The following is a 22,497-nucleotide window of genomic DNA, read 5'->3' as shown; positions in this document are numbered from 1 at the left end:
CTGAGAACGCATCAGCCCTGGGCCGCGACCAAGACCTCGGACAGCAGGGTGACCTGCGGGACGCCCAGGCGCTCGGCCAGCAGCGCGGGCACCACACCCATCGTGCCGTCGGTGGAAGCCATGCCCGAGACGACCAGGTCGAAGCCGGCCTTCTCGATCGCCTTCGCCAGCACCAGCGAGGTACCGATCGCATCCGTGCCGTGCAGGCCGTCGTCCTCGACGTGGACGGCCCTGTCCGCGCCCATCGACAGCGCCTTGCGCAACGCGTCCTTGGCGTCCTCGGGGCCGACGGTCAGGACGGTGACCTCGGCGTCTGCTGCTTCCTGCCGCCGGCCTTCGGCGATCCGCAGCGCCTGCTCGACCGCGTACTCGTCCAGCTCGGAGAGCAGACCCTCCACGTCGTCCCGGTCGACGGTCAGGTCATCGGCGAAGGGCCGGTCGCCGTGGCGTCGGGCACGTACTTCACCGTGACAACGATCCTCAGACGCACTCGTGTTTCTCCTCACATGGCGGGTCAGGACGCGCTCGGCTCGTGCGGGCGATAGAAGAGCGCGAGCAGGGTCCCCGTCCCGAGGACCGCGGCGCCGAGCGCGACGCCGGTGCCCGGCCAGCCGGTCAGCTCGATGCCGGCGGCCGTGTCCACCGCGTACTCGCCGGGCCCCCAGGCCGCGAGTGCCAGCGACAGCACGGCGAGGACCAGGACGTACTCGTAGCCGTCCTTGAAGACGAAGAAGCCGTTGCGGCGGTGCGCGAGCAGACCCGCGACCAGCATCACCGAGATGACGGCGGCGCCGGCGAGCGAGGTGAACAGCCCGGCGGCCAGCAGGACGCCCGCGCCGATCTCGGTGAGCACGCTCAGGTGCGCCTGCAGGCGTGGTCGGCGCAGCCCGAGTCCGCCGAACCAGCGCGCGGTGCCCTCGATCCCGCCTCCGCCGCGCCAGTGGTTCCAGCCGTGTACGGCCATCACCGCGCCCACAGTGAGCCGTACCAGCAGCAGAGCGGCGTCACCCGCCTCACCCATGTCGTTCCTCCTCGCAGGGCAGGGCCCGCACGATGCGCCGGACCACGTCCGCGGCCGGCGGGGTGGTGGCGAGGGAGGGTTCTGCTGTGGTCATGTTCCGTTATGTCCTTCCCGAGGACCTCAGGTGCGTTGTTCGGCCTTCAGCGCCCGTGCCGGACCTGGTTGAAGGGGACGTCGCGGTCGGCGGCGTACTCGCGGGGCATTCCGAGGATCCGTTCGCTGATGATGTTGCGTGCCATCTCGGTGCTGCCGCCGCCGAGCTGCTCGGCCTGGCGGAACAGGAAGGACACGCCCACCTCGCGGGTGTCGGGCCCGTCGGGGGCGGACATCGCGGCGGCCGGGCCGGCGAGTTCGAGTGCGATCTCTGCCTGGCGGGTGGCGCTCTCGCCGTGGAAGAGGCGGATGAGCGAGCCGGCGGCGGGAGGCATCTTCTGCGTGCGCATGCCCGCGGTGACCCGGTCGACGAGGTGCCCGTGGATGACGCCGAGGGCGTGCGCCTCGGCGATCAGCTCCCGCGCGTAGGGGTCGTCCGCCCGGCCGGTGCGGCGGACCAGGTCGATGAGCGGATCGGTCTCCGTGCCGCGCCGCCCTTCGGCCCGCGCGCCGCTGAAGTACGGTGAGCCGCCGCCGACGGCGTTGCGCTCGTGGAACAGCTGGCGCGAGGCGACCGCCCAGCCGCCGCCCACCTCGCCGACCACCGCGGAGGCCGGGACGACGACGTCGTCGAAGAACTCCTGGCAGAACTCGTCGCCGCCGTTGACCTGCTTGATGCGTTCGATGTGCACACCAGGCTGATGCACCTTCATCAGGAACATCGTCAGTCCCCGGTGCTTGGGCGCGTCCCAGTCGGTGCGGGCCAAGCACAGCGCGTAGTCGGCGGCGTAGGCGCCCGAGCTCCAGATCTTCGAGCCGTTGAGGACGAACACGTCGCCGTCGCGCTCGGCGCGGGTCGTCCCTCCGGCGAGGTCGGAGCCGCCGCCCGGTTCGGACAGGAACTGCACGAGCACCTCGTCACCGCGGATCGCGGCGGCCAGGTGCTCACGCCTCTGCTCCTCGCTGCCCATGTCGAGGATGGTCGGGCCGCAGATGGTGAACGTCGGCACATTCAGCAGCATCGGCATCTCGTAGTCGGTGACCTCCTCGTTGAAGGCGCGCTGGTGCGCGGGGGTGAGGCCGAGACCGCCGTACTCCTCGGGGTAGCAGATTCCGGCGAAGCCACCCTCGTACAGCGTGCGTTGCAGGACACGGGCCCGCTGCCAGGCGCTCTGGTCGCTCGACACGTTCCTTTGCGCACGTTCGTCGGCGGGCAGGTCGGCCAGGCGCCGCAGGTTCGCCGGGATCCACTCGCGGGCCCGCAGGCGGAAGCTGTCGACGCTCTCCATGCCGGTAGCGTCGGACACGGCCGTCGTCGTCGCGGTCATCTCGAATCTCCTCAGACGTTCAGCAGATCGGCGATACGGCGGCGGTGCGCGGACGGCGTGCCCCACATGAGCCGGTTCACCGTCGCCCGGCGCAGGTAGATGTGGATGTCGTGCTCCCAGGTGACTCCCAGGCCGCCGTGCAACTGGACGCAGTCCTGGATGATGTCGGTGGCCCGCTGGCCGAGGTAGGACTTCGCGACGCTGACCAGCTCACCGGCGTCGGCCCGGCGCTCCTGCACCGCGCGGGCGGCGGCGGCCATCGTCGCCTGGCCGGACTCCGACCACAGCGTCATGTCCGCCATCCGGTGCTTGAGCTCCTGATAGGAGGCGAGCGGCCGGCCGAAGGAGTAGCGGTCGAACATCCACTGCCGGGTGAACTCCAGCACGCGCTCGACGACACCGACGAGTTCGGCGCACTGCAGCACGACGGCGAGCTGGAACTGGCGCTCGACGGCGGCCGCGGCACCGCCGGCCGCTCCCACGAGCGCGGTGGCCGGGACGCGTACGCCGGTGTAGTCGACGCGTGCGAAGCCGCGCACCATGTCGAGGCTCTCCAGCGGGAGGACGGACACGCCGTCCGCGTCGCGCTCGACGACGAACTGGCTCAGGCCCTCGGGGGTACGGGCGAGTACGAGGAACGCGTCCGCGTCGCCGCCGTGCTCGACGCCGTCGTGCGTGCCGTCGAGGACGTACCCGTCCCCGTCGGGCCGTGCCTCGATCGCGCCCGCTTCGGGGTCCCAGCCCCCTCCCGGCGCACAGCAGGCCCAGGCGGCGACCGTCGAGCCGTCGAGCAGCCTGCCGAGGAGTCCGGCGTGCCGGTCCGCTCCGGCCGCTTCGGCGAGGGCGGCGGCGACGACGTTGACCGCGGCGAGCGGTCCGGGCGCGCACCCGCGTCCGAACTGCTCGGCGATGAGCGTCGCGTCGACGACCCCCTCGCCGGATACGCTGCCGCCGCCCGTCTCCTCCGGCACGACGAGCGACGTCCACCCCAGTTCCGCCCCGCGCTGCCAGGTGACCCGGTCGAACGTGCGGCCCTCGTCGTGCAACGCGCGGATCACACCGAGCGGGGCGGACTTCTCCAGGTAGTCCGCTGTCGCCGTCTGCAACAAGCGCTGGTCGGCGGTCAGTTCGAATCTCATGACGGCACCTTGCCCTCCCGACGATGCACTGCGAAGCCGACGGCCATGGCGCCGGGGCTGCCTTGACCGGCAGTCTACACGCCATTACGGTAATGCATACAGTAAAAGCAATGTGCGGCCGGGCGCAGGGCTGACGGGTCGGCACGTCACCCAGCACGGGAGCGTCGCAGATGCCCGACTCGCCGCATTTCGACTCCTCCCAGCAGGTCACGGACCGGCTGCGGGGCACCGGTCATGCCCCGAGTCCGCGCATCGCGGGTGTCGTGCACCTGGCCGAACGCCTCGGCAAGCCGGTCCTCGTCGAGGGTCCGGCCGGCACGGGCACGACGCAGCCGACCAAGAGCGTCGCCGAGTCCTGCGGGCCGCGGCTGATACCGCTGCAGTGCTACGAGGGCCTCGACGAGGCGAAGGCGCTGCACGAGTGGGACTACCGCAAGCAGCTCCTGCACATCGCGCGGGCCGGGACCGCGGGCGGGGACGCGTGGAGAGCGAGTTGTTCCACGAGCGCTTCCTGCTCACCCGTCCGCTGCTGGAGGCGATCCGCTCCGAGGAACCGGTCATGCACCTCGTCGACGAGGTCGACCGGCTCGACATCGAGACCGAGGCACTGCTGCTGGAGGTGCTGTCGGAGTATCAGGTGTCCCCCCGAGCTGGGGACACTGCGGGCGCGTACCACTCCCCTGGTCTTCCTCACCTCGAACAACAGCCGTGAGCTCTCCGAGGCGCTCAAGCACCGCTGTCTCTACCTGCACATCGGCTATCCGACCGCGGAGCACGAGCGGGACATCGTGCTGGCGCAGGTCCCCGGCATCGAGGCGGTCCTCGCCGGCAGGGTCGGCCAACTGGTGCGGTCGCTGCGCTCGCTGGAACTGCGGAAGAAGCCGTCCGTGGCGAAGACCCTGGACTGGGCGCGCACCCTCGTCCTGCTCGGCGCCGACGACGTCACGACCGAACTGCTCGCCGACACCCTTCCGGTACTTCTCCAGAACGAGAGCGACATCGCTCTCGCCCTGAAGGAGTTCGGCGAGTGACACCCCGCCCCACGGGGTCAGTCCCCGTCGAGGAAGCGGAGTACGGAGTCGACGCATCCGATGTCACGCGGAATCGCGAAGTGGTCGAGACCCTTCAGGACGACCCGCGAGCAGCGTGGTAGCGCTGCGGCGACCTGCTCGGCCGGGCCGCCGCGGTCGGCGCCACCCTCCACGACCAGGCAGCGAGTGGTGATCTCCGCGAGATCGGCCGTTCCGGCGCGTGGCTGACTCGACCGGGCGAACGCGGCGACCGAGGCCCGGTCGTTGCCCGCCACGTCGACGAGACGGCGGATCAGGCGCGGCACGCCGACGGCCTCGACGAGGTGACCGACCTGATCGAGCGGTCCGCGAACGTGCTGGAGGTGGCGAGCGAGATCAACCGGCTCGGGCTCGGCGTCTGGCTGGACGGCCGCTCGGACTACGGCAACGCCATCGAGACCTTCAGCCGGGATCACGCCGGTGAGCTGCGCGCCCGCACCACGGTCCTGGTCCTGGGCGACGCCCGCTCCAACTACCACGCACCGCGCGCCGACGCGCTCGGCAGGATCGCCGGCCGCTGCGGGCACCTGTTCTGGCTCAACCCCGAGCCACGGGCCGCCTGGGACAGCGGCGACTCCGTGATCGGTCGGTACGCCGGGTACTGCGACGAGGTGGTGGAGTGCCGCAGCCTGCGGCAGCTGCGCGCCTTCGTCGAGCGCCTCGCCTGAGCCACCCCATGCCGTCCACACCACAGACCGAAGAGAGGTGACCCGCATGGCAGATGACGTGCTGGGCCTGCTCCGGCCGGCGTACCCCGCCAGCAAGGCCTTCCTGCCGAACGGGCACCGTAACCCCACAGGAGCAGTGCAGTCATGACGGACACCACGAAACCAGCGCAGGCCGCGGTGAGTCACATCTCCGGCGAGATGCTGGCGGCCGTCGGCCGCACCCTGTCCCGCCGCGTCTCCTTCCCCGTCTCCGAGTCGGACATCCGCCGCTGGGCGCTGGCCGTCTACTACCCCGACGCCCCGCCCGAGCGCTTCATCGAGGCGGAGACCGCCGCGAAGCCGCGCCACGGCGGGATCACCGCACCGGAGGACTTCAACCCCTTCGCCTGGCTGGCGGCGCTGCAGAGCGCGGCTCCGTCCGGCGGGAAGGAGAACGATCCCGGCTCCCTCGAGCGCATGCTCGGTATCACTCCGCCGCCGTTGGAGTTCCAGCTGAACGGGGGCCTGGAGGCCGACTACGGCGTGCCGATGCGGCCGGGTGACGTGATCACCTCGGAGAACCGGCTGATGTCGTACGCCGAGCGCCCCGGCCGGCTCGGTCTGATGCTGTTCACCGTCACCGAGGACACCTGGACGAACCAGGACGGCAAGCTCGTCAAGCGCAGCCGTACGACTCTCATCCGCTACTGACCGCGTCGAGGAATCATGACCACCATACTCAGTCCGGCCGTCGGCGACAGTCTGCCGGAGTTCACCCGCACGACCGATTTCGCCCACTGGAACCGTTACGCGGCCGTGAACGACGAGTTCGTCCCGATCCACATGGACGAGGAGGCCGGGCGGGCCGCCGGCTACTCGGGGGCCTTCGGGATGGGCAATCTGCAGTGGGCCTACCTGCACAACCTGGTGCGCGACTGGCTCGGCGGCGCCGGCCGAATCGTGTCGCTGCGCTGCCGGTTCCGGGCCGTCAACACACGCGGCATGACCGTCTGCGCACGCGGCAGGGTCACCGCGGTGCGCGTCGAGGACGGCGTGCGCCTGGTCGACCTCGACGTGTGGACCGAGGACCAGGACGGCAACCAGATCGCTCCCGGGAAGGCCGTCGTCGAGCTCGAGTGACGTCGTCACATGGCGGGCCCGTCCCCGGTGACCGGGGACGGGCCCGCCATGTGACGCTCCCGGCCCGGTCAGCGCACCAGTGGGTCGCGGGGCAGGCCGAGTATGCGTTCGGCGATGACGTTGCGGGTGATCTCCGAGGTGCCGCCGGCGATCGTCAGGCACCGGTCGAACAGGTACTCCACGGCGATCTCCGGTTCGTCCCCGGTGACGGCGGCCGTGCCGCACAGCCGCAGCGCCAGCTCGCTCACGCGCTGGGCGTGCTCGGCCGACAGCAGCTTGGTCACGTTGCCTTCCGCGCCCGGCCCCGCCCCGGTGACGGCACGCGTCGCCTGCCGCAGGTTGATCACCCGCATCGCCTGCTCCTCGACGATGAGCCGGGCGATCGCCCGCCGGCTTTCGGCATCGAGCGCGCCGTGCCGCAGCGCGAGGTCGGTCAGTTCGAAGGCCGACAGGCGCTCGGGCGACCCGCCGCCGATCGTCACCCGCTCGTTGCCGAGAGTCGCCCGGGCGACCTTCCAGCCGCCGCCGGGCTCACCGACGATGTCGGCGTCGGGGACGAACACGTCGTCGAAGAAGACCTCGTTGAACAGCGCGTCCCCGGTGATCTCGCGCAGCGGCCGGATCTCGACGCCGGGCGCGGTGAGGTCGACGACCATCGCCGTGATGCCCCGGTGCTTGGGCGCCTTTGGGTCGGTCCGTACCGTCGCGAGGCCCCGGTTGCAGTCCTGCGCGCCGCTGGTCCACACCTTCTGGCCGGTCACCCGCCAGCCGCCCTCGACGCGTTCGGCGCGGGTTCGCACGGCGGCCGCGTCGGAGCCGGCGTCCGGTTCGCTGAACAGCTGGCACCACCGCAGTTCGCCGAGCAGGCTCGGGGTGATCCACCGCTCGATCTGTTCCTGGTCCGCGGTCTGGGTGAGCGTCAGCAGCACCCATCCGCCGATGCCCAGCGAGGGCATCTCGATCCCGGCCAGCTCCTCCTCCAGGACGAGCTGCTCGATCGCGCCCGCCCCGCGTCCGAACGGCTCGGCCCAGTGCGGCACCAGGTATCCCGAGGACACGAGCAGCGCCCGGCGTTCTTCCTCCGGAGCGGCGCGGTACCGGTCGAGGAAGGCGCGGGCCTCGGCACGATAGGCGTCGGCCTCCTCGGGCAGTTCGACCGCGAACTGCCGCCGTACGCCGGCGTGGGTGGCGTCGTAGACGTCGTCCTCGGCCGAGCCCAGGGCGGCCACCACGGCCCGGAGCGCCGCCGCGCGCCTGAGGTGGAGGTGGGCGTCGTGCTCCCAGGTGAAGCCGATGCCGCCGAAGATCTGGACGGCCTTGTGCGCGCACTCCTGGTAGCTGCGCAGGGCCAGGCCGGCCGCCGCCGCGGCCGCCAGCTCCGCTTCGGCCGGGGCGGCCGCTCCTCGGGCCGCGTCCCAGGCGAGCGCGGTGGCCAGCTCGACGGCGACCAGCATGTCGGCCAGGTGGTGTTTGACGGCCTGGAAGCTGCCGATGGTCCGGCCGAACTGCTCTCGTACCCGGGCGTATTCCAGCGCGAGGTCCAGGCAGCCCCGCGCCCCGCCGGCGGCCTCGGCGGCGGCCAGCGTCCGGAACACCGCGACCGCCGGGCCGAGGGCGCCGGCGAGGACATGGCCGTCGGCCGGGACCAGCCCGGTGACGGAGACCTTGGCGAGCCCCAGCGACGGATCCAGGCCCTTCACCGGGACCACGTCGACCGCCGCGTCGGTGGTGGGGGCCATCAGCAGGTCGTCGCCGGCCGCGAGGAGCAGCACGTCGGCCCATCGCCCGGCGAGCACCGTCAGCTCGCCGCTGTACGCGCCGTCGTCGTCGCGGGTCAGTCCGGCTGTGAGCCCGAGTCCGGCGACGGCCGAGCCGTTGCCCAGCCGGGTGACGAACTCGTGCAGCGAGTCGCCCCCGGTCGCGGACAGGACTGCGGAGGCGGTGGCGGTGGCCAGCAGCGGGCCGGGCGTGATCGCGTGACCCAGTTCGTCGACGACGACGGCGAGTTCGGGAAGGCCGAAGCCGGAGCCGCCCGCCTGCTCCGGCAGGTGCAGGCTCAGCCAGCCCAGGTCGCCGATCCGCTTCCACGTCTCGGGTACGGCGGGAGCGTCCGCGTCCAGCGCGGCGCGCGCGCCGCTCCTGACCCGCTGATCGGCGGCGAAGGAGCGGACGACGGCCGCGAGCGCCTGGTGTTCCTCGGTGATGGCAAGCCCCATCGGGCGACTCCTCGATGCTGGGACCGGCCGACCCACCGTCGGCCACTCCTTATACCGTATGACTTACAGTAGGGAATTTCGAGGTGACCGTTCAGCCGATTCAGACCTCGATGAGGACCGCGCCGCCCTGGCCGCCACCGGCGCACATGGTCGCGAGCCCGAGACCGCCGCCGCGCCGCCGCAGCTCGTGCACGAGCGTGACGACCATGCGGGCACCGGACGCGGCCACCGGGTGGCCGAGGCTGCACCCGCTGCCGCTGAAGTTCACCCGCTCCTCGTCCAGCCCGAACTCCTTGCAGGCGGCGATCGGGACGGAGGCGAACGCCTCGTTGATCTCCCACAGCGTCACATCGGCGTACGTCAGTCCGGCTCGCCGCAGCACCTTGTCGGCCGCACGCAGCGCCCCGAAGCCCATCAGCGCCGGGTCGACCCCGGCCGCACCCCAGGCGAGGATCCTCGCCAGTGGCGTGAGCCCCTCGGCCAGGGCCAGCTCCGCGCTGGTCACGGCCACCGCAGCAGCGGCGTCGTTGACGCCGCTGGAGTTGCCCGCGGTGATGGAGAAGCCCGGGATCTCGGGGTGCAGCACCTTCAGCGAGGCCAGCTTCGCCGGCGAGGTGTCGCGCCGCGGGTGCTCGTCCACGGCGAACTCGACCGGGGCGTCGCCCGGGCCGTCCAACTTGAGCGGCACGATCTCGTCGGCGAACTTGCCGGCGTCGATCGCCGCGACCGCGCGCTGGTGCGACCGGTAGGCCCAGGCGTCCTGTTCCTCGCGGGTGATGCCGACGGCCTTGACGGTGTTCCAGCCGACCGAGATCGACATGTCCTGGTTGGGCGCCGTGGGCGAGTCCGGGTGCGTCGCGGGATACCAGTCGGCGTACTCGTCGGCCGTGCCGGCGACCCGCTGCCTGAGCCGCGGCGCCATCGAGGTCGCCTGCACACCACCGGCCACGAGCGCCGACTCCATGCCGGACTTCACCGACGCGGCCGCCAGGCCGATGGAGGTGAGACTGCCGGCGCAGTGCCGGTTGAGCGCGACGCCGGGCACGTCCAGCATGCCGTTCACGACGGCGGCGTAGCGCGCCAGGTCACCGCCTCCGTACTGACTCTCCGCGAGCAGGATGTCGTCGAACCGGTGGGGTTCGAGCCTCGATCGGCGCACCGCCTCCTCGACGATCGCCGAGGCGAGGGTCTCGCCGTCGGTGTTGGCGAGGGTGCCCTTGCGGGCGGTGCCGATGGCCGTGCGCACTGCGCTGACGATGACTGGAGCGGACACGTGCACCTCTCTGGGGTGATGGCCTCGGGTCCGCGGCGCCCTGATGGCCGACGCGAAACAGTAGTCAATACTGTTGCCGCAACAGTACAGTACTTCCGGTGAATCGAACCCTGCTGTTTCCAGTCGGGGCATCGACCCGCCGCCGCCCGACGGAACGCCGCCGGAGCGCGTCTTCCCCAGGAGGAATCGTGGATCTTTCCGGATCGTCCGCACTCGTGACCGGCGGCGCCGGCGGCTTCGGCGAGGCGACCACCCGCCGCCTGGTGGAGGCCGGCGCGAAGGTGGTGGTGGCCGACCTCGCCGAGGACAAGGGCAAGGCCCTGGCCGCCGAACTCGGCGACGCCGTGGTCTTCATGCCCACCGACGTCACCAAGGACGAGTCGGTGGACCAGGCGGTGACCGCCGCGACCGATCTGGGCCCGCTGCGCACGGCCGTCGTCGTCCACGGCGGTCCGGCGGCCGGGCGCCGGATGGTCGGCCGGGACGGCACCCCGTACCCGGCCGACGTCTTCGCCCGGACGATGGACATCTTCCTCACCGGCACCTACCGCGTGATGAGCAAGGCCGCCGCGGCGATGACCCACAACGAACCGCTCGACTCCGGCCAGCGCGGCGTCGTCGTCTCGACCGCGAGCATCGCCGGCTTCGAGGGCCTGGCGGGGCAGAGCGACTACTCCGCGGCCAAGGGCGGCGTCATCGGGCTCACCCTCACCGCGGCACGGGACCTGGCCCCGGCGGGGGTGCGCGTCATGTGCATCGCCCCCGGCACCTTCTTCACGCCCGCCTACGGCATGACCGAAGAGGAGGCACAGGCCAAATGGGGGCCCGGGGTGCCCAACCCCAAGCGCATGGGACACGCCGACGAATACGCCCGGCTCGCCGTGCACATCGCCGAGAACGACTATCTCAACGGCACCGTGATCCGCATCGACGGCGCGCTGCGGTTCAACCTCTGACGCACGCCCGGTCGGCCCGGCGAGTCAGGCCGGCTCGCCCTGCTCGGCGAGCAGCACCTCGAAGCCGCACAGCAACCGGGCGGCCGAGAAGGCGAAGTCCTCGTCCGTGGTGCCGGCGAGCGGATGCCGGTCGAGCAGACTCGCCAGGACCGGCATGGAGGACCAGTCGGTCATGCGCTGTTGCCGCTGGTCCAGGGTGGGCGTGTTCGACCGGCGCAGGATGCGGTCGTGGATGATGTGGCCCCGCGTGTACACCGAGAAGGCGTTGTACGCCAGCATGGCGTTGTCATGGTCGAAACCGGCGTCGACGAGCTTGCCGACCATGGACTCGATCAGCTCCATGGTCCGCCGCGTCGCCTCGGCGCCGTAGCTGGACGTCCGGGTCAGCAGCAGGTCGGAGAGAACCTCGTCCTCCCGGTGGACGGTGCGCTGCGCGGTGAAATGCTCAAGCATGGCCCGCTGCCAGCTGTCCTCGGTACGTACCGCGGGCATCCGGGTGAGGAACCGGTCGACCGCGACGTCCGTCATCGCGCCGAGCAGGTCGGACTTCTTTCGGAAGTACCAGTAGAGGCTGGTCACACCGATGCCCAGATGCTCGGCGAGAGACGGCATGCTCAGTTGGTCCAGGGAGCGCCGACGAGCGACCGCGAAGGCGCCCTCCACTATTTCGTCGGCACTGATCGACCCGCGCTTGCGACGGTGCCGGGTCGTCTGCCGCTTTTCGTTCGGCACCATCTGATCCTCACCAGGGGGGGACCGAGCGCGAGGCGCTCGAGAAGGCGACCAGAGACCTCGACAAGGATACGGCATGGCTTACTGTATGACACGCCAGCAATGCGTTCCCCACCACTGACAGGGAGACCGGGCATGACCGAGTCACCGCCCCTGCTGCCCGCTCCGGACGAGCTGACCAGCTTCTTCTGGGAAGCCGCCCGCCGCCATGAGCTGATGATCCAGCGCTGCTCGGCCTGCGGCACCTACCAGCATCCGCCCGAGCCGGTGTGCCACTCCTGCCTTTCCTTCGACCTCGGCGGAGCCGAGGTGTCCGGCCGCGGGACCGTCTACAGCTACACGATGGCGACGCAGGCGTTCCACCCCTCCTTCGCCGACAAGCTCCCGTTCTGCATCGCCGTGGTCGAACTCGACGACCGACCGGGGCTGAAGCTCCTGACCAACATCGTCGATCTTCCGGCCGACGGCGTGAACGTGGGTGATCCGGTCGAGGTGTGCTTCCGCGCCCTCAGCGACGAGATCGACCTGCCCGTCTTCCGTCTGGTACGGGCCTGACCGACAACCACCCCCAAAGGACTCCCGTGCCCAAGAAACAGCGCGTCGCGATCGTCGGCGTCGGCTACTCGACGGTGGGCCGTGACACCGGCCTGTCGCTGGACACCCTCACCGCCCAGGCGTCCATCGCCGCGATGGAGGATGCCGGTGTCAAGCCGGCCGACATCGACGGCGTCGTCGTGCACAGCTTTCCGCACCAGTACGTGTCGGCGACACACACCGCGGCGATGCTGGGCATCCCCGACCTGGCGTTCTACTCCGGGTCGGTCGACGGCGCCGCCTACTCGATGGCCGCGCAGCACGCCATCGCCGCCATCGCCTCCGGCAGCGCCGAGACGGTCCTGACCCTGCGCACCGTGCATCGCGCGGGCGCGGCGGGTGGCAGTTCGCTGGTCCCGGGCATGGAACGCGGCGCGCCCGGGCCTTTCCAGTTCACCATGCCCTACGGCTCCTTCACCGGCTCCCACTGGGCCGGGCTGTACATGCAGCGGCACATGGCGATGTACGGCACCAAGGAAGAGGACTTCGGCGCCTTCGCCGTCGCCCAGCGCGAGTACGCGATCGCCAACCCGTCCGAGTCCTTCTTCACCGAACCGCTCACCATCGACGACTACCTGAGCGCCCGCTACATCGCCGCGCCCCTGCGGTTGCTGGACTGCGACTACCCGGTCGACTCAAGCTCGGCACTCATTTTCACCACCGAGGAGCGGGCGCGCGACCTGCGCCAGAAGCCGGTGTTCTTCGAGTCCTGGGCGATGGGCACCACCCAGGAGAGCGACTTCAGCCTGGTCGAGGACATGACGCAGTCGTCCCCGTTCCGGGCCGCCCGGCGCATGTGGTCGCGCACGGACCTGAAGCCGTCGGACGTGGGCGTGGCGGGGCTGTACGACGGCTTCTCCTTCATCGCACTGCAGTGGCTGGAGGCGCTCGGCTTCTGCGGCATCGGCGAGAGCGGTCCGTTCGTGTCGTCCGGGCACACCCGGGCCGACGGGGTCATCCCGACCAACACCGACGGCGGCGCCTGCAACATCGGACGCCGGCACGGCGCGAACTACTTCATCGAGGTCACCCGTCAACTGCGCGGTACGGCGGGTGAGCGCGCGCTGCCGGGCCGGCCGACGGCCGGCGTGGTGAGCAACGCCGTCGGCCCGTTCTCCGGCTGCGCCCTCATCACCGCCGAGTGACGCGCCCTTGCGTACCCGGATGATGTCGGGCCCGTGCGGAGGGACTCCGCACGGGCCCGACGCATACGCGGGATCACTCCTCGAACGGATCGCCCTCCAGTACGTCCGTGGTGAACAAGTACGGCGCGTTGAAGGTGTCCTGCGGGTCGGCGGCGAGCAGGCCGGGGCGCGGGCGGGAGGTCCTGATGCCCTTGCCGTTCAGCCACTTCTGAGCCGAGTCCAGGTCGTTGACCCGGAAGGTGATCGAGTAGATCATGTTGCCCCACTGCGCGACGTGCCTGCCCAGCGGCGAGTGAGGCCCGAGCGGTTCGGCGAGCTGGAGCAGGCAGTCGCCGAGGTGGACGGTCGCGAACTTGTACTGCCCGCCGCCGTCGACGCCCTCGGCGATCGGCACGGCCTGCATGACGTCGACGTAGGTCTTCACCGCCGATTCGAGGTCCTTCACCCCGAGGGTCACGTACAGCATGCGCTTGATGCCGAGCGGGTGGCTGGTCTCCCAGAACTTGCGCTGTGAGGACCAGGTTCCGAGCTCGCGCGGGTCGTCCGGCATGTGGACCTTGCACAGCTCGACCATGAGGCCCGCGGTGTCGCGTGGGCTCGGGTAGAAGTACTGCGTGTCGGGGTCCATCTCCTCGATCTTGCCGCCGCCCGGCCTGCCGACGTAAAGGCCCTTCTCGATCATCCGGTTGCCCAGCCCGACCAGGTCGTCCACCAGGTAGCCGACCGAGTGCAGGTGCTGACCGAACTTGGTGTAGAACTTCCCGACCGGCTTGGCCGCATCGACCGGCGTGTTGGGTGCCATCGTCTCGATGCACAGGTCGCTGATCATGATCAGTCCGGCCCACCTGTCCTCCGGCGGGAGGAAGTTGGGCTCGTCGACGCCCATGTAGACCAGGCCGCCGAACACGTCCTCGTAGAACTGGTTGAGCTTCGTGACGTCATCGGTCATGTGGACCGCGTGGATCATCATGCCGATGCCGAAGTCACCGGTCTTCTTCGCCTGCTTCCGCACGACCGTCCCTCCGACGGGTAACCCTTCCGTATTGCTTATCGTAAGGCTTACAGTCTCGTCTTGCGCAGCGCCCGGACATGCCGGCGCGGCACATCGGACCGAGGGGTCAGTCGACCGGGACGAGGAACTGCAGGTCGGGTGGCGCGGTGGTCGTGTCCATCGCCGGTGACATGTCGAACCGGCCGTTGCCGAAGGCCGCGGCCAGCGCCTGCGCCGCGCTCGCCGCATCGGCGTCACTCAGCTCGTAGCAGCACAGGTACCGCCGGGGTCCGGACTCCTCACCGGTGCCCAGGACGGCATACCGGCGCACTGCGGTGACGGCCGGGACGGCCTCTCGCACCTGCGGGACATGCGTGTTGACGTACCAGTCGTTGAACTCGTCCTCCGCCTCGGGGCCCGCCGGGCTGCTCCAGGCCAGGAACATCGCAGTGCTCATCCCACCATTCCTTTCACGGTGTGCCGGGTCGTGCGCCATCCGCCCGGACTCACTCCGGGCGGCACATCATCGAGGGCCTTCGCAGGTGGCTGCGGGCGAGCCTGTCCATGCGTGCGTCCCGCTCGCCGGGGTGCGCCTCGCGCAGGGCCACGAGGACCGCGGACCGGACCGCGCCCACGTCACCGTCCGGGAGCACGTCGTCGACCACCCCGAGCCGTGCGAGCTCCACGGCGGTCAGCCGGAACGACCGCGCCAGCTCCGCCGCCCGGGACGCGTCGCGAAAGAGGACCGCGGCTCCCGGCTCCGGACCGATGACGGAGAACACCGATCCCTCCAGCAGGAACAGGCGGTCGGTGTACGCGAAGGCCATGGCTCCTCCGCTGCCGCCCTCCCCGACGCACACGGCCACCGTGGGCACGGTCAGGCCGGACATCGCCAGCAGCGTCCGGGCGATCTCACCGGCCACACCGTCGGCCTCGGCCGCCGGTCCGGGCTCGGCGCCGGGAGTGTCGATCAAGGTGAGCACCGGCAGCCGCAACCGTTCAGCGAGGTCGAACGCGCGCTGGGCCAGGCGGAATCCGGCCGGGAGTACGCGCGCGGCCGCGTCAGGTCGGCTGTGCCGGTCCATCGCCACGACGACGAGGCGTTCGCCCGCCATGACGGCCAGGCCGGCCCGGACGGCCGGGTCGCCTCCCCGCAGCTCCACCCAGCCCTCGGTCAGCAGGGCACTCCACTCCAGCCCCGAGGGGCGGCGGGGATCCCGCGCGTGCAGGACGGCGGCCCAGGGGTCGCGGGGCACCGGCTTGCGGGGAGCCGGCAGCGGACGCCCGGGCGGGAGTCGCAGCGCCGGCCCGGGACCGTACAGCGCGTCGCCCAGCCACACCCAGTGGGCCTCGGGTCCGACGAGTGCGTCGACCCGCCCCTGCGTATGGGCGGCCTGCGCGGTGTGCGAGTCGGCGGGCGGGAAGGAGCCGGTCACCTGCGCGACCACCCGGGGACCGGCGAATCCGATCGTGGCCCCGGGCTCGGCGGCGAGGACGTCGGCGAGGGAGGCCCAGGACGCGTAGACGCCGCCGGTCGTGTGCGGCCGCAGCACCGCGGCGAACGGCAGGCCGGCGCGGCGAAGGCGCCCGACAGCGCCGGCCGTGCGCGCCATCTGGGTCAGCGAGACCAGGCCCTCCTGCAGCCGCGCACCGCCGCTGGCCACGAACGCGGCGACCGGCAGCCGCTCCTCTCGGGCTCGGTCGAAAGCGCGCACGATGCGTTCACCGGCGGCCACACCCATCGTGCCGCCGTGCCGGTCGAACCGGCACTCGATCACCACGAGGGGACCACGGGGATGCTCGGCGACACCCGTACGGACGGACTCGTCCTGCGGGGCCGGAGCGTCGTAGCCGGGAAAACGGAGCGGGTTCGCCGAGGCGAGATCGGCATCCCACTCGTGCGTCAGCGAAGGCATGGACAGGCCCACGTGATTGCGCTCGACGGTCATGGTGGAGTTCCCATCGAAGGGGTGCCATCGAGCGTGAGGCTCGGGCGAACAGATTGATGGTCCACCAACCATCTCAATTCCCGAGCCGCCCGACAACGCGGCAAACGTCACACCCGCGACATCGGAAAATGCTGGTCACACGCACTGACAAGGCATCCCGAAAGGTATACCGTAAAGCCCATCCGACTTCCATCTGGAGGCCCGCTCCATGACTGCCGAGAACTCCGCCCGGTCGACCTCCGCGGCCACGCTGTACATCGACGGAACGTGGCGGGCAGCCGCCTTGGGCCGGGAGTTCGACGTGTTCAACCCCGCCGACGGGTCCGTGCTGGGCGCGGCCTCGGACGGATCGGCGTCCGAGGCGCGGAGCGCGGTCGACTCCGCCGCGGCGGCGTTCGCCTCGTGGTCGCGCACGACCGCCTACGAGCGGGCGGCGTACCTGGAGCGCGCGCACGCGTTGATGCTGGAGCGCGCGGAGGACCTCGCCGTCCTCATGACCAAGGAGCAGGGCAAGCCGCTGAAGGCGGCCCGCAACGAGGTGCGCTACGCCGCGGACTTCCTGAGCTGGTACGCCGAGGAGGCCAAGCGGGTCTATGGCGCGACCATCCCGAGTTCGCGGGCCGGCCACCGCTTCATGACGATGCGTCAGCCGGTCGGCGTGGTCGTCGCGATCACTCCGTGGAACTATCCGGTCTCCATGATCACACGCAAGGTGGCACCGGCGATCGCCGCGGGGTGCACGATCGTGCTCAAGCCGGCGGAGCAGACCCCGCTGTGCGCCGTCGCGGTCTTCCAGGTGCTGCACGACGCAGGCCTGCCCGCGGGTGTCGTCAACCTGGTCACCACGAGCGACCCGGCGCCGGTCGGCGACGCCCTGCTGGACAGCCCGGCCGTCCGCAAGCTGACGTTCACCGGGTCGACCGAGGTCGGCATGATGCTGGGCGCCAAGGCCGCGCAGACCGTCAAGCGGGTGTCGCTCGAACTCGGCGGTCACGCCCCGTTCCTGGTCTTCGGCGACGCCGACCCGCGGCGCGCCGCGAAGGGCCTCGGCCTGGTGAAATTCCTCAACACCGGTCAGGCGTGCATCTGCCCCAACCGGGTGTTCGTCCAGCGGGAGTTGGTCGACGACTTCCTCGACGTCCTGGTCCAGCGGGTGAGCGCGATGAAGGCCGGCAACGGCCTCGACCAGGACGTCAGCATCGGCCCGCTGATCGACGAGGCCGCCATGACGAAGATGCGGCGGCAGGTGGCAGACGCCGTCGGGCACGGAGCGAAGGTGCTGACCGGCGGCGAACGGCTCACCGACCCGCGCCTGCCGGGCGGCCGGTTCTTCGCCCCCACCATCCTGACCGACGTGACACCGCGGATGGACATCTACCACGAGGAGACCTTCGGCCCGATCGCCCCGGTCATCGCCTTCGACGACGAGGACGAGGCCATCGCCATGGCCAATGACACGGCCTACGGTCTCGCGGCGTACGTCTACACCGAGAACCTCTCCCGCGCCTTGCGGGTCACCGAGGCGCTGCGCTTCGGCATCGTGGGGATCAACGACATCAACCCGACGAGCGCCGCCGCGCCGTTCGGCGGCACGAAGCACAGCGGGCTGGGTCGCGAGGGCGGACCGCAGGGCATCGACGAGTACCTCGACACCAAGCTGGTCGGCATCACGCTGTGACTCCTCGCGGACGTGCCTTTCCGGTGCGTGCACGGCGCACCCGTCGGCCCGCGCCGCTCTTCAAGTACGGCGCAGCCGCGGGCGTCAGACGCAGCCCCGCCCGGCCACCGACACTGTCCCCTCACATGTCGGTGGCCGGGCGGGGCGGTGCTGTGCCTCAGGCGTCGGAGCGCGGGAAGTTGTACAGACGGCGGGCGTTGAGTTCCACCATCAGGCGGACCTCGTCGTCCGGAACGTCGAGCATGACGTTCTCGAGCAACTTGCGGGTCTGGGGCCAGTTGCTGTCGGAGTGCGGGTAGTCGCTCTCGAACATGATGTTCTCCACGCCGATCAGATGGCGCGTGAACACACCGGCCCGGTCGGAGATGAAGCACCCGTAGACGTGGTCCTTGAACAGTTCCGAGGGACGGACGTCCCTGTTGACGTCGTTGTACCAGCGGTGCCGCTCCCACACCACGTCGATGCGCTCAAGCATGTACGGCATCCAGCCGATCCCGCCCTCGGACAGCGCGACCTTGAGGTTCGGGTGCTTGTGGAAGACGGGCGAGAGCAGCAGTTCCGCGGTCGCGGACATCGAGTTGAGGCCGAACAGCGAGATGGCCACGGTGAAGTTCGTGGTCATCGCCTCCGGTGAGGCCTGCGGGTTACCGCCCGACCCGAAGTGCAGCGAGAGCGGCAGGTCGTGGGCGGCGGCGGCCGCGAGCACCGGGTCCCAGTGGTCGCTGTGCCATGACGGCAGATCCCGCCGGTCGGGCAGTTCCGGGAAGGTCACGCTCTTGGCACCCTTGGCCGCGGTCCGCTCGATCTCGGCCACGCTCTGCTCGACGTTCCAGTACGGCACCATCACCAGCGGAATCTGACGATCGGGATAGGCCGCACACCACTCGTCCAGGATGAAGTCGTTGTAGGCCCGGACGCACGCGGCCGCAAGGTCGAGATCCTTCGACTTCGCAAATCCGCTGCCGGCGAAGCCGCCCATGTTCGGGAAGCACATCTGGGCCCAGACGCCCTCAACGTCCATGTCCCGGATACGGTCGTGGATGTCGTGGCAGCCCGGAAGCATGTCGTCGAAGCTGCGCGGATCGAGCCCGAAGTCCTTGGGATCCCTGCCGGCGACCGCGTTGAGGGCCAGGGTGCCGGCGAGCTCGCCCTCGTAGATCCATACGTCGCTGCCGTCCGGCCGGTGCTCGATCCGGGGGCCGGCCTCCCGGTATTTCTTGGGCAGACGGTCGGTCCAGACGTTCGGGTGCTCGATGACGTGGTCGTCCACGGAGACGATCTGGGCATCAGGTGGCAGCATGCGGTCCTCCACATTCCAGTCAGCAAGGTGTCGCCCACCTCGCCTGAACTCCGCGATCGCACGCGGAGGCGGCTCAGTCGGTGTCGGTGATCTCGATGCGCGCTCCCCCGGCGTCGACCGGGGCAAGGAGGAGACTGTGCCGGCCGAACTGCTCGAACCGCACATCCCTTCCCACCAGGAACGTCCGCGCCGCGAGCAGATCCCGCACCGTGAAGGTCAGGCAGAAGATCCGCTCCCCGCCCTCGACGAGATGGCCACCGGCGAGATCCGCCCGCGAGCCGGTCGCCGAGCCGACGAACTCGACGGCATGGTCGTCGAACCGCACTCCGTGCCCGGCCATGTTCAGGTGCCGTCGCTCGACGGCGTACGCCTCCCGGCCCACCAGCGCGGCGAGATCGGCCGCGGCCTTCTCCGGCTGTGCCGCGACCACCTTGACGGTCACGCCGCCCACGAGCCCGAGAGCATGTTCCTCCGACCGGAAGTCGGGTTCGCGGTCCACGAGGTCGCGGTCGTGGCTCTCGGTGCGGCGGTCGCTGAGCCCGATCGCCAGGCCGTGCATGTCCTTTGGCCGCACGAAGGCGCGGCCGTCGGCGTCTTCGCCGACCCGGACGCCGTGCTCTCGAAGCGCGGTGACGGCGTCGCCCAGGGAGGACACCTGCCACTGCAGCGAATCCCAGCCGTTGCCGTCGGACCGGAGTGCGACGGCCCCGCCCGGCGCGCTCGGGGCGAACGTCTCGACACCGGTGCGATGGATCAGGACCAGGGCATGCCTGCTGCCCGCCGGCCCGTCCCCCCACCGCCGGAGAACCCGTGCGCCGAAAACGTCCTGCTGCAGATTCAGCTCCGCGTCCAAAGACCGCGCGAACAGGTTCACCTGCCCGAGACGTTCGACCGCGAGAGGGGCCCGCATGGCGGCCCTCCGTCCTCATCGACGATACCGATAGGCCTACTGTAACTACCTCGCCACATCGGGGCAAGGACGTGGGAGCCCGCTGCGCCAACACGCCCGGACTTCGGCCGACAGCACTGCGCACCACCACTGGAGGGAGCTTCCCGTAATTGATACGGTATGGTGCACCACAGCCCCTTCGAAGCCCGGAACGGTTCAGGTTCCGCTCGACGTCGTCGCCGGAAAGGTCCGAGCCGTGGCCCAGACTCCCCCGCCCCGAATCGCCGTCATAGGCGCCGGCCCGTCAGGGTTCTACGCGACCGATCACCTCGTGCGCGCGGGCATGGCCGTCGATCTCTTCGACTGCCTGCCGACCCCCTACGGGCTGGTGCGAGCCGGCGTCGCACCCGACCATCCCAAGATCAAGTCTGTGGCCCGCGTCTTCGAGCGCACGGCCGCGCATCCCGCTGTCCGCTTCTTCGGCGGCGTCGAGTTCGGCGAGGCGATCACCCGCGCCGAGGTGCTCGAACGGTTCACGGCGGTCGTGTACGCGATGGGCACCGAACTCGACGCACGGCTGGGCATCCCCGGCGAGGACCTGTCCGGATCGCATCCGGCCACGCACTTCGTCTGCTGGTACAACGGCCACCCGGCCCACGCGCACCGGAGGTTCGACCTGGGCGGCGCCCATGCCGTGGTCGTGGGAAACGGGAATGTCGCGCTCGACGTGGCACGTATGCTCGTACTGCCCGAGGAGACCCTTCGCACAACCGACGCCTCTGACAGGGCGATCGACACGCTCGCCGCCTCATCCCTGCGCCGGGTGAGCGTGCTCGGCCGGCGCGGCCCGGTCCAGTCCGCCTTCAGCACACCGGAGCTGCTGGAGCTGGGCCGACTCGACGGCGTGGATGTCGTCGTCGATCCGGCCGAGCTCCGGCTCGACCCGCACAGTGCCCGGGAGCTGGCCGCTCACGGGGCCGACTCACCGGCGGCACGGCGGCTGGCGCTGCTCACCGAGTTCTCCCGGCGCCCGGCCTCGCCGGGCAGCCGGCGCATCGAACTCCGCTTCCTGCGCTCGCCCGTCGAACTCCTGGGTGACCCCGCCGGCGAGCGCGTGAGCGCGGTCCGCACCGCGCACAACGTGCTGGAGGCCGATCCGGACGGGCGCGTCGTCGCGCGGCCGACCCACCGGCACGAAGTGCTGCCGTGCGACCTCGTCATACGCGCGGTCGGTTATCGCGCGCGCCCGGTCGAGGGCCTTCCGCTGGATCCGCGCACCGGCGTCCTGCGCAACGTCGCCGGCCGGCTGGTGGGCCCCGACAGCGTGGCCCTGACCGGTGAGTACGTCGTCGGCTGGGCCAAGCGCGGGCCTTCGGGGGTGATCGGCACGAACAAGTCGGACGCCGAGAACACCGTCACGGCCCTTCTCGACGACCTGCGCCGGGGACGGCTGGACGGGCGTCCGAGTGCCGCGCCGGACGAGGTGCGGGCATGGATCCGCCGTGGTGTTCCGGCCTCCGTCGACTGGGACGCGTGGCTGTCGATCGACCGTCACGAGCGGGCGAGGGGCGAACCGCTCGGGCGACCTCGGGTCAAGCTCACCTCGCTCACTCAGATGCACGACGTCGTCGACCGGGCGCGCGCCGACGCGGTTTCGGATGCGGCGCGGCTCGCGCCACGAACGTGAGGAGGCAGTCCGTCATGCCGTATGTCATCACCACCAGGTGCGTCGACCTCAAGGACAGCGCGTGTGTGCGCGAGTGTCCGGTCGACTGCATCTACGAGGGTGCCCGAGCCCTGTACATCAATCCGGAGGAATGCATCGACTGCGGCGCCTGCGCACCGGTGTGCCCGAACGACGCCGTCTACTTCGATCAGGAAGTGCCGGAGGCCCTTCAGGCGTCGATCGCCGACAACGCCGCCTTCTTCTCCCTTCCGCTGGTCGACGGGGCGCCGCTCGGCAATCCCGGCGGAGCGCGATCCATCGGTCCGGTCGACGCCGACACCCCCCTCGTCGCGGCGCAGCCACCGCAGGTCGGCACCGAGGCCTGACCGACTCGACCTCACCCGGCGCGGGGCCGACACACGCCCCGCCGCCCCCAGGAAAGGACACAGCACATGAAAGCATCCGTCGACTCGGCCAAGTGCAGCGGTCACGCGCGCTGCAACGCGGTCGCCCCGCAGGTCTTCACCGTGGACGACGACGGCTACAGCAACATCGGCTCCGACAAGGCGGTGCCCCCGGAGCTGGAGGCTGCGGCGCGCGCCGGGGCCACCAACTGCCCGGAGCGCGCCATCACGCTCAGCTCCTGACACGCGAATGCGGCCGCCGGCGT

At 70.7% G+C, this 22,497-nt stretch carries 23 protein-coding genes and 1 pseudogene; 11 read left to right on the top strand and 13 right to left on the bottom strand.

Annotation, left to right across the window (positions count from 1 at the left end; all coding sequences use genetic code 11):
* Nucleotides 1-26: 26 nt before the first annotated feature.
* From OG841_RS46755 to OG841_RS46740, 4 genes and pseudogenes are all read right to left on the bottom strand, one after another.
* Nucleotides 27-490 (bottom strand): annotated as a pseudogene (locus OG841_RS46755) (electron transfer flavoprotein subunit beta/FixA family protein); the annotation flags it as partial.
* Nucleotides 491-514: 24 nt separating this feature from the next.
* Complete coding sequence (locus tag OG841_RS46750) at nucleotides 515-1,021, bottom strand: DoxX family protein (protein WP_328635769.1); 507 nt, start codon at nucleotides 1,019-1,021, stop codon at nucleotides 515-517.
* A gap of 140 nt (nucleotides 1,022-1,161) precedes the next feature.
* Nucleotides 1,162-2,442, bottom strand: coding sequence for an acyl-CoA dehydrogenase family protein (locus OG841_RS46745; protein ID WP_266586760.1), 1,281 nt, complete (start codon nucleotides 2,440-2,442; stop codon nucleotides 1,162-1,164).
* Between the two features lie 11 nt (nucleotides 2,443-2,453).
* A complete protein-coding gene (locus OG841_RS46740) occupies nucleotides 2,454-3,581 on the bottom strand; it encodes an acyl-CoA dehydrogenase family protein (protein ID WP_266586758.1) in 1,128 nt (375 codons plus the stop codon).
* 170 nt (nucleotides 3,582-3,751) lie between these two features.
* Between OG841_RS46740 and OG841_RS46735 the strand changes: the two genes are divergently transcribed.
* The gene (locus OG841_RS46735) at nucleotides 3,752-4,612 is read left to right on the top strand and encodes an AAA family ATPase (protein ID WP_437114304.1); all 861 of its coding nucleotides are present in this window, start codon (nucleotides 3,752-3,754) and stop codon (nucleotides 4,610-4,612) included.
* A 17-nt stretch (nucleotides 4,613-4,629) separates the two neighbouring features.
* Here OG841_RS46735 and OG841_RS46730 read toward each other — a convergent pair whose 3' ends face one another.
* Nucleotides 4,630-4,917: an alpha/beta fold hydrolase gene (locus tag OG841_RS46730; RefSeq protein WP_328635770.1), complete on the bottom strand. Its 288-nt coding sequence runs from the start codon at nucleotides 4,915-4,917 to the stop codon at nucleotides 4,630-4,632.
* A gap of 18 nt (nucleotides 4,918-4,935) precedes the next feature.
* Between OG841_RS46730 and OG841_RS46725 the strand changes: the two genes are divergently transcribed.
* The 3 genes from OG841_RS46725 to OG841_RS46715 all read left to right on the top strand — a co-directional run bounded on the left by OG841_RS46725 (nucleotide 4,936) and on the right by OG841_RS46715 (nucleotide 6,438).
* A complete protein-coding gene (locus tag OG841_RS46725; RefSeq protein ID WP_327690677.1) occupies nucleotides 4,936-5,319 on the top strand; it encodes a VWA domain-containing protein in 384 nt (127 codons plus the stop codon).
* Between the two features lie 144 nt (nucleotides 5,320-5,463).
* Entirely contained in the window at nucleotides 5,464-6,009 is a 546-nt protein-coding gene (locus OG841_RS46720) for an FAS1-like dehydratase domain-containing protein (RefSeq protein ID WP_327690678.1), read from the top strand.
* Between the two features lie 15 nt (nucleotides 6,010-6,024).
* Nucleotides 6,025-6,438, top strand: coding sequence for a MaoC/PaaZ C-terminal domain-containing protein (locus OG841_RS46715; RefSeq protein WP_327690679.1), 414 nt, complete (start codon nucleotides 6,025-6,027; stop codon nucleotides 6,436-6,438).
* 68 nt (nucleotides 6,439-6,506) lie between these two features.
* Here OG841_RS46715 and OG841_RS46710 read toward each other — a convergent pair whose 3' ends face one another.
* Together OG841_RS46710 and OG841_RS46705 are read right to left on the bottom strand one after the other, a co-directional pair.
* Nucleotides 6,507-8,654 carry an acyl-CoA dehydrogenase gene (locus tag OG841_RS46710; protein ID WP_328635771.1) on the bottom strand — a complete coding sequence of 716 codons (2,148 nt, stop codon included), beginning with the start codon at nucleotides 8,652-8,654 and terminating at the stop codon, nucleotides 6,507-6,509.
* 100 nt (nucleotides 8,655-8,754) lie between these two features.
* Entirely contained in the window at nucleotides 8,755-9,927 is a 1,173-nt protein-coding gene (locus OG841_RS46705) for a thiolase family protein (RefSeq protein ID WP_328635772.1), read from the bottom strand.
* A gap of 188 nt (nucleotides 9,928-10,115) precedes the next feature.
* Between OG841_RS46705 and OG841_RS46700 the strand changes: the two genes are divergently transcribed.
* A complete protein-coding gene (locus OG841_RS46700; RefSeq protein ID WP_328635773.1) occupies nucleotides 10,116-10,883 on the top strand; it encodes an SDR family NAD(P)-dependent oxidoreductase in 768 nt (255 codons plus the stop codon).
* A gap of 24 nt (nucleotides 10,884-10,907) precedes the next feature.
* Here the strand turns inward: OG841_RS46700 and OG841_RS46695 are convergent, their stop codons facing one another.
* Entirely contained in the window at nucleotides 10,908-11,618 is a 711-nt protein-coding gene (locus tag OG841_RS46695; protein ID WP_328635774.1) for a TetR/AcrR family transcriptional regulator, read from the bottom strand.
* 132 nt (nucleotides 11,619-11,750) lie between these two features.
* On the opposite strand from OG841_RS46695, the gene OG841_RS46690 reads away from it, so the two are divergent.
* Entirely contained in the window at nucleotides 11,751-12,170 is a 420-nt protein-coding gene (locus OG841_RS46690) for a Zn-ribbon domain-containing OB-fold protein (RefSeq protein WP_328635775.1), read from the top strand.
* 26 nt (nucleotides 12,171-12,196) lie between these two features.
* Nucleotides 12,197-13,354, top strand: coding sequence for a thiolase family protein (locus OG841_RS46685; protein ID WP_266531566.1), 1,158 nt, complete (start codon nucleotides 12,197-12,199; stop codon nucleotides 13,352-13,354).
* Between the two features lie 73 nt (nucleotides 13,355-13,427).
* Here OG841_RS46685 and OG841_RS46680 read toward each other — a convergent pair whose 3' ends face one another.
* The 3 genes from OG841_RS46680 to OG841_RS46670 form a co-directional block, all read right to left on the bottom strand.
* Nucleotides 13,428-14,366 carry a VOC family protein gene (locus OG841_RS46680; protein ID WP_365121508.1) on the bottom strand — a complete coding sequence of 313 codons (939 nt, stop codon included), beginning with the start codon at nucleotides 14,364-14,366 and terminating at the stop codon, nucleotides 13,428-13,430.
* 106 nt (nucleotides 14,367-14,472) lie between these two features.
* Nucleotides 14,473-14,802 carry a hypothetical protein gene (locus OG841_RS46675; RefSeq protein WP_365121510.1) on the bottom strand — a complete coding sequence of 110 codons (330 nt, stop codon included), beginning with the start codon at nucleotides 14,800-14,802 and terminating at the stop codon, nucleotides 14,473-14,475.
* A gap of 49 nt (nucleotides 14,803-14,851) precedes the next feature.
* Nucleotides 14,852-16,294 (bottom strand): carboxyl transferase domain-containing protein, encoded by a 1,443-nt coding sequence (locus OG841_RS46670; RefSeq protein ID WP_371570383.1) that lies wholly within the window; start codon nucleotides 16,292-16,294, stop codon nucleotides 14,852-14,854.
* A gap of 208 nt (nucleotides 16,295-16,502) precedes the next feature.
* Between OG841_RS46670 and OG841_RS46665 the strand changes: the two genes are divergently transcribed.
* Nucleotides 16,503-17,972, top strand: coding sequence for an NAD-dependent succinate-semialdehyde dehydrogenase (locus OG841_RS46665; protein ID WP_365121513.1), 1,470 nt, complete (start codon nucleotides 16,503-16,505; stop codon nucleotides 17,970-17,972).
* 157 nt (nucleotides 17,973-18,129) lie between these two features.
* On the opposite strand, the gene OG841_RS46660 is transcribed toward OG841_RS46665, so the two are convergent.
* Both OG841_RS46660 and OG841_RS46655 read right to left on the bottom strand, forming a co-directional pair.
* A complete protein-coding gene (locus OG841_RS46660; protein ID WP_328635779.1) occupies nucleotides 18,130-19,272 on the bottom strand; it encodes an amidohydrolase family protein in 1,143 nt (380 codons plus the stop codon).
* Between the two features lie 73 nt (nucleotides 19,273-19,345).
* The gene (locus tag OG841_RS46655; RefSeq protein ID WP_328635780.1) at nucleotides 19,346-20,182 is read right to left on the bottom strand and encodes a hypothetical protein; all 837 of its coding nucleotides are present in this window, start codon (nucleotides 20,180-20,182) and stop codon (nucleotides 19,346-19,348) included.
* A gap of 235 nt (nucleotides 20,183-20,417) precedes the next feature.
* Here OG841_RS46655 and OG841_RS46650 point away from each other — a divergent pair, with 235 nt between their 5' ends.
* The 3 genes from OG841_RS46650 to OG841_RS46640 all read left to right on the top strand — a co-directional run bounded on the left by OG841_RS46650 (nucleotide 20,418) and on the right by OG841_RS46640 (nucleotide 22,474).
* On the top strand, nucleotides 20,418-21,848 hold the full coding sequence (locus OG841_RS46650) for an FAD-dependent oxidoreductase (protein WP_328635781.1): 1,431 nt from the start codon (nucleotides 20,418-20,420) through the stop codon (nucleotides 21,846-21,848).
* Nucleotides 21,849-21,862: 14 nt separating this feature from the next.
* Nucleotides 21,863-22,213: a ferredoxin gene (fdxA, locus tag OG841_RS46645; protein ID WP_328635782.1), complete on the top strand. Its 351-nt coding sequence runs from the start codon at nucleotides 21,863-21,865 to the stop codon at nucleotides 22,211-22,213.
* A 66-nt stretch (nucleotides 22,214-22,279) separates the two neighbouring features.
* Nucleotides 22,280-22,474, top strand: coding sequence for a ferredoxin (locus OG841_RS46640; protein WP_266531550.1), 195 nt, complete (start codon nucleotides 22,280-22,282; stop codon nucleotides 22,472-22,474).
* Nucleotides 22,475-22,497 lie beyond the last annotated feature (23 nt).

The sequence above is a fragment of the Streptomyces canus genome (assembly GCF_041435015.1).
In the GTDB taxonomy this organism is placed as follows: Bacteria; Actinomycetota; Actinomycetes; order Streptomycetales; family Streptomycetaceae; genus Streptomyces; species Streptomyces canus_G.
Note: the sequence above shows the minus strand (reverse complement) of the source record. Positions and strands in the feature narration are given on the sequence as shown.

Coding starts and splice junctions, on each gene's coding strand:
- OG841_RS46750 (WP_328635769.1), bottom strand. CDS start 1,021: ATGGGTGAGGCGGGTGACGCCGCTCTGCTGCTGGTACGGCTCACTGTG.
- OG841_RS46745 (WP_266586760.1), bottom strand. CDS start 2,442: ATGACCGCGACGACGACGGCCGTGTCCGACGCTACCGGCATGGAGAGC.
- OG841_RS46740 (WP_266586758.1), bottom strand. CDS start 3,581: ATGAGATTCGAACTGACCGCCGACCAGCGCTTGTTGCAGACGGCGACA.
- OG841_RS46735 (WP_437114304.1), top strand. CDS start 3,752: ATGCCCGACTCGCCGCATTTCGACTCCTCCCAGCAGGTCACGGACCGG.
- OG841_RS46720 (WP_327690678.1), top strand. CDS start 5,464: ATGACGGACACCACGAAACCAGCGCAGGCCGCGGTGAGTCACATCTCC.
- OG841_RS46715 (WP_327690679.1), top strand. CDS start 6,025: ATGACCACCATACTCAGTCCGGCCGTCGGCGACAGTCTGCCGGAGTTC.
- OG841_RS46710 (WP_328635771.1), bottom strand. CDS start 8,654: ATGGGGCTTGCCATCACCGAGGAACACCAGGCGCTCGCGGCCGTCGTC.
- OG841_RS46695 (WP_328635774.1), bottom strand. CDS start 11,618: ATGGTGCCGAACGAAAAGCGGCAGACGACCCGGCACCGTCGCAAGCGC.
- OG841_RS46690 (WP_328635775.1), top strand. CDS start 11,751: ATGACCGAGTCACCGCCCCTGCTGCCCGCTCCGGACGAGCTGACCAGC.
- OG841_RS46675 (WP_365121510.1), bottom strand. CDS start 14,802: ATGAGCACTGCGATGTTCCTGGCCTGGAGCAGCCCGGCGGGCCCCGAG.
- OG841_RS46670 (WP_371570383.1), bottom strand. CDS start 16,294: ATGACCGTCGAGCGCAATCACGTGGGCCTGTCCATGCCTTCGCTGACG.
- OG841_RS46665 (WP_365121513.1), top strand. CDS start 16,503: ATGACTGCCGAGAACTCCGCCCGGTCGACCTCCGCGGCCACGCTGTAC.
- OG841_RS46660 (WP_328635779.1), bottom strand. CDS start 19,272: ATGCTGCCACCTGATGCCCAGATCGTCTCCGTGGACGACCACGTCATC.
- OG841_RS46655 (WP_328635780.1), bottom strand. CDS start 20,182: ATGCGGGCCCCTCTCGCGGTCGAACGTCTCGGGCAGGTGAACCTGTTC.
- fdxA (WP_328635782.1), top strand. CDS start 21,863: ATGCCGTATGTCATCACCACCAGGTGCGTCGACCTCAAGGACAGCGCG.
- OG841_RS46640 (WP_266531550.1), top strand. CDS start 22,280: ATGAAAGCATCCGTCGACTCGGCCAAGTGCAGCGGTCACGCGCGCTGC.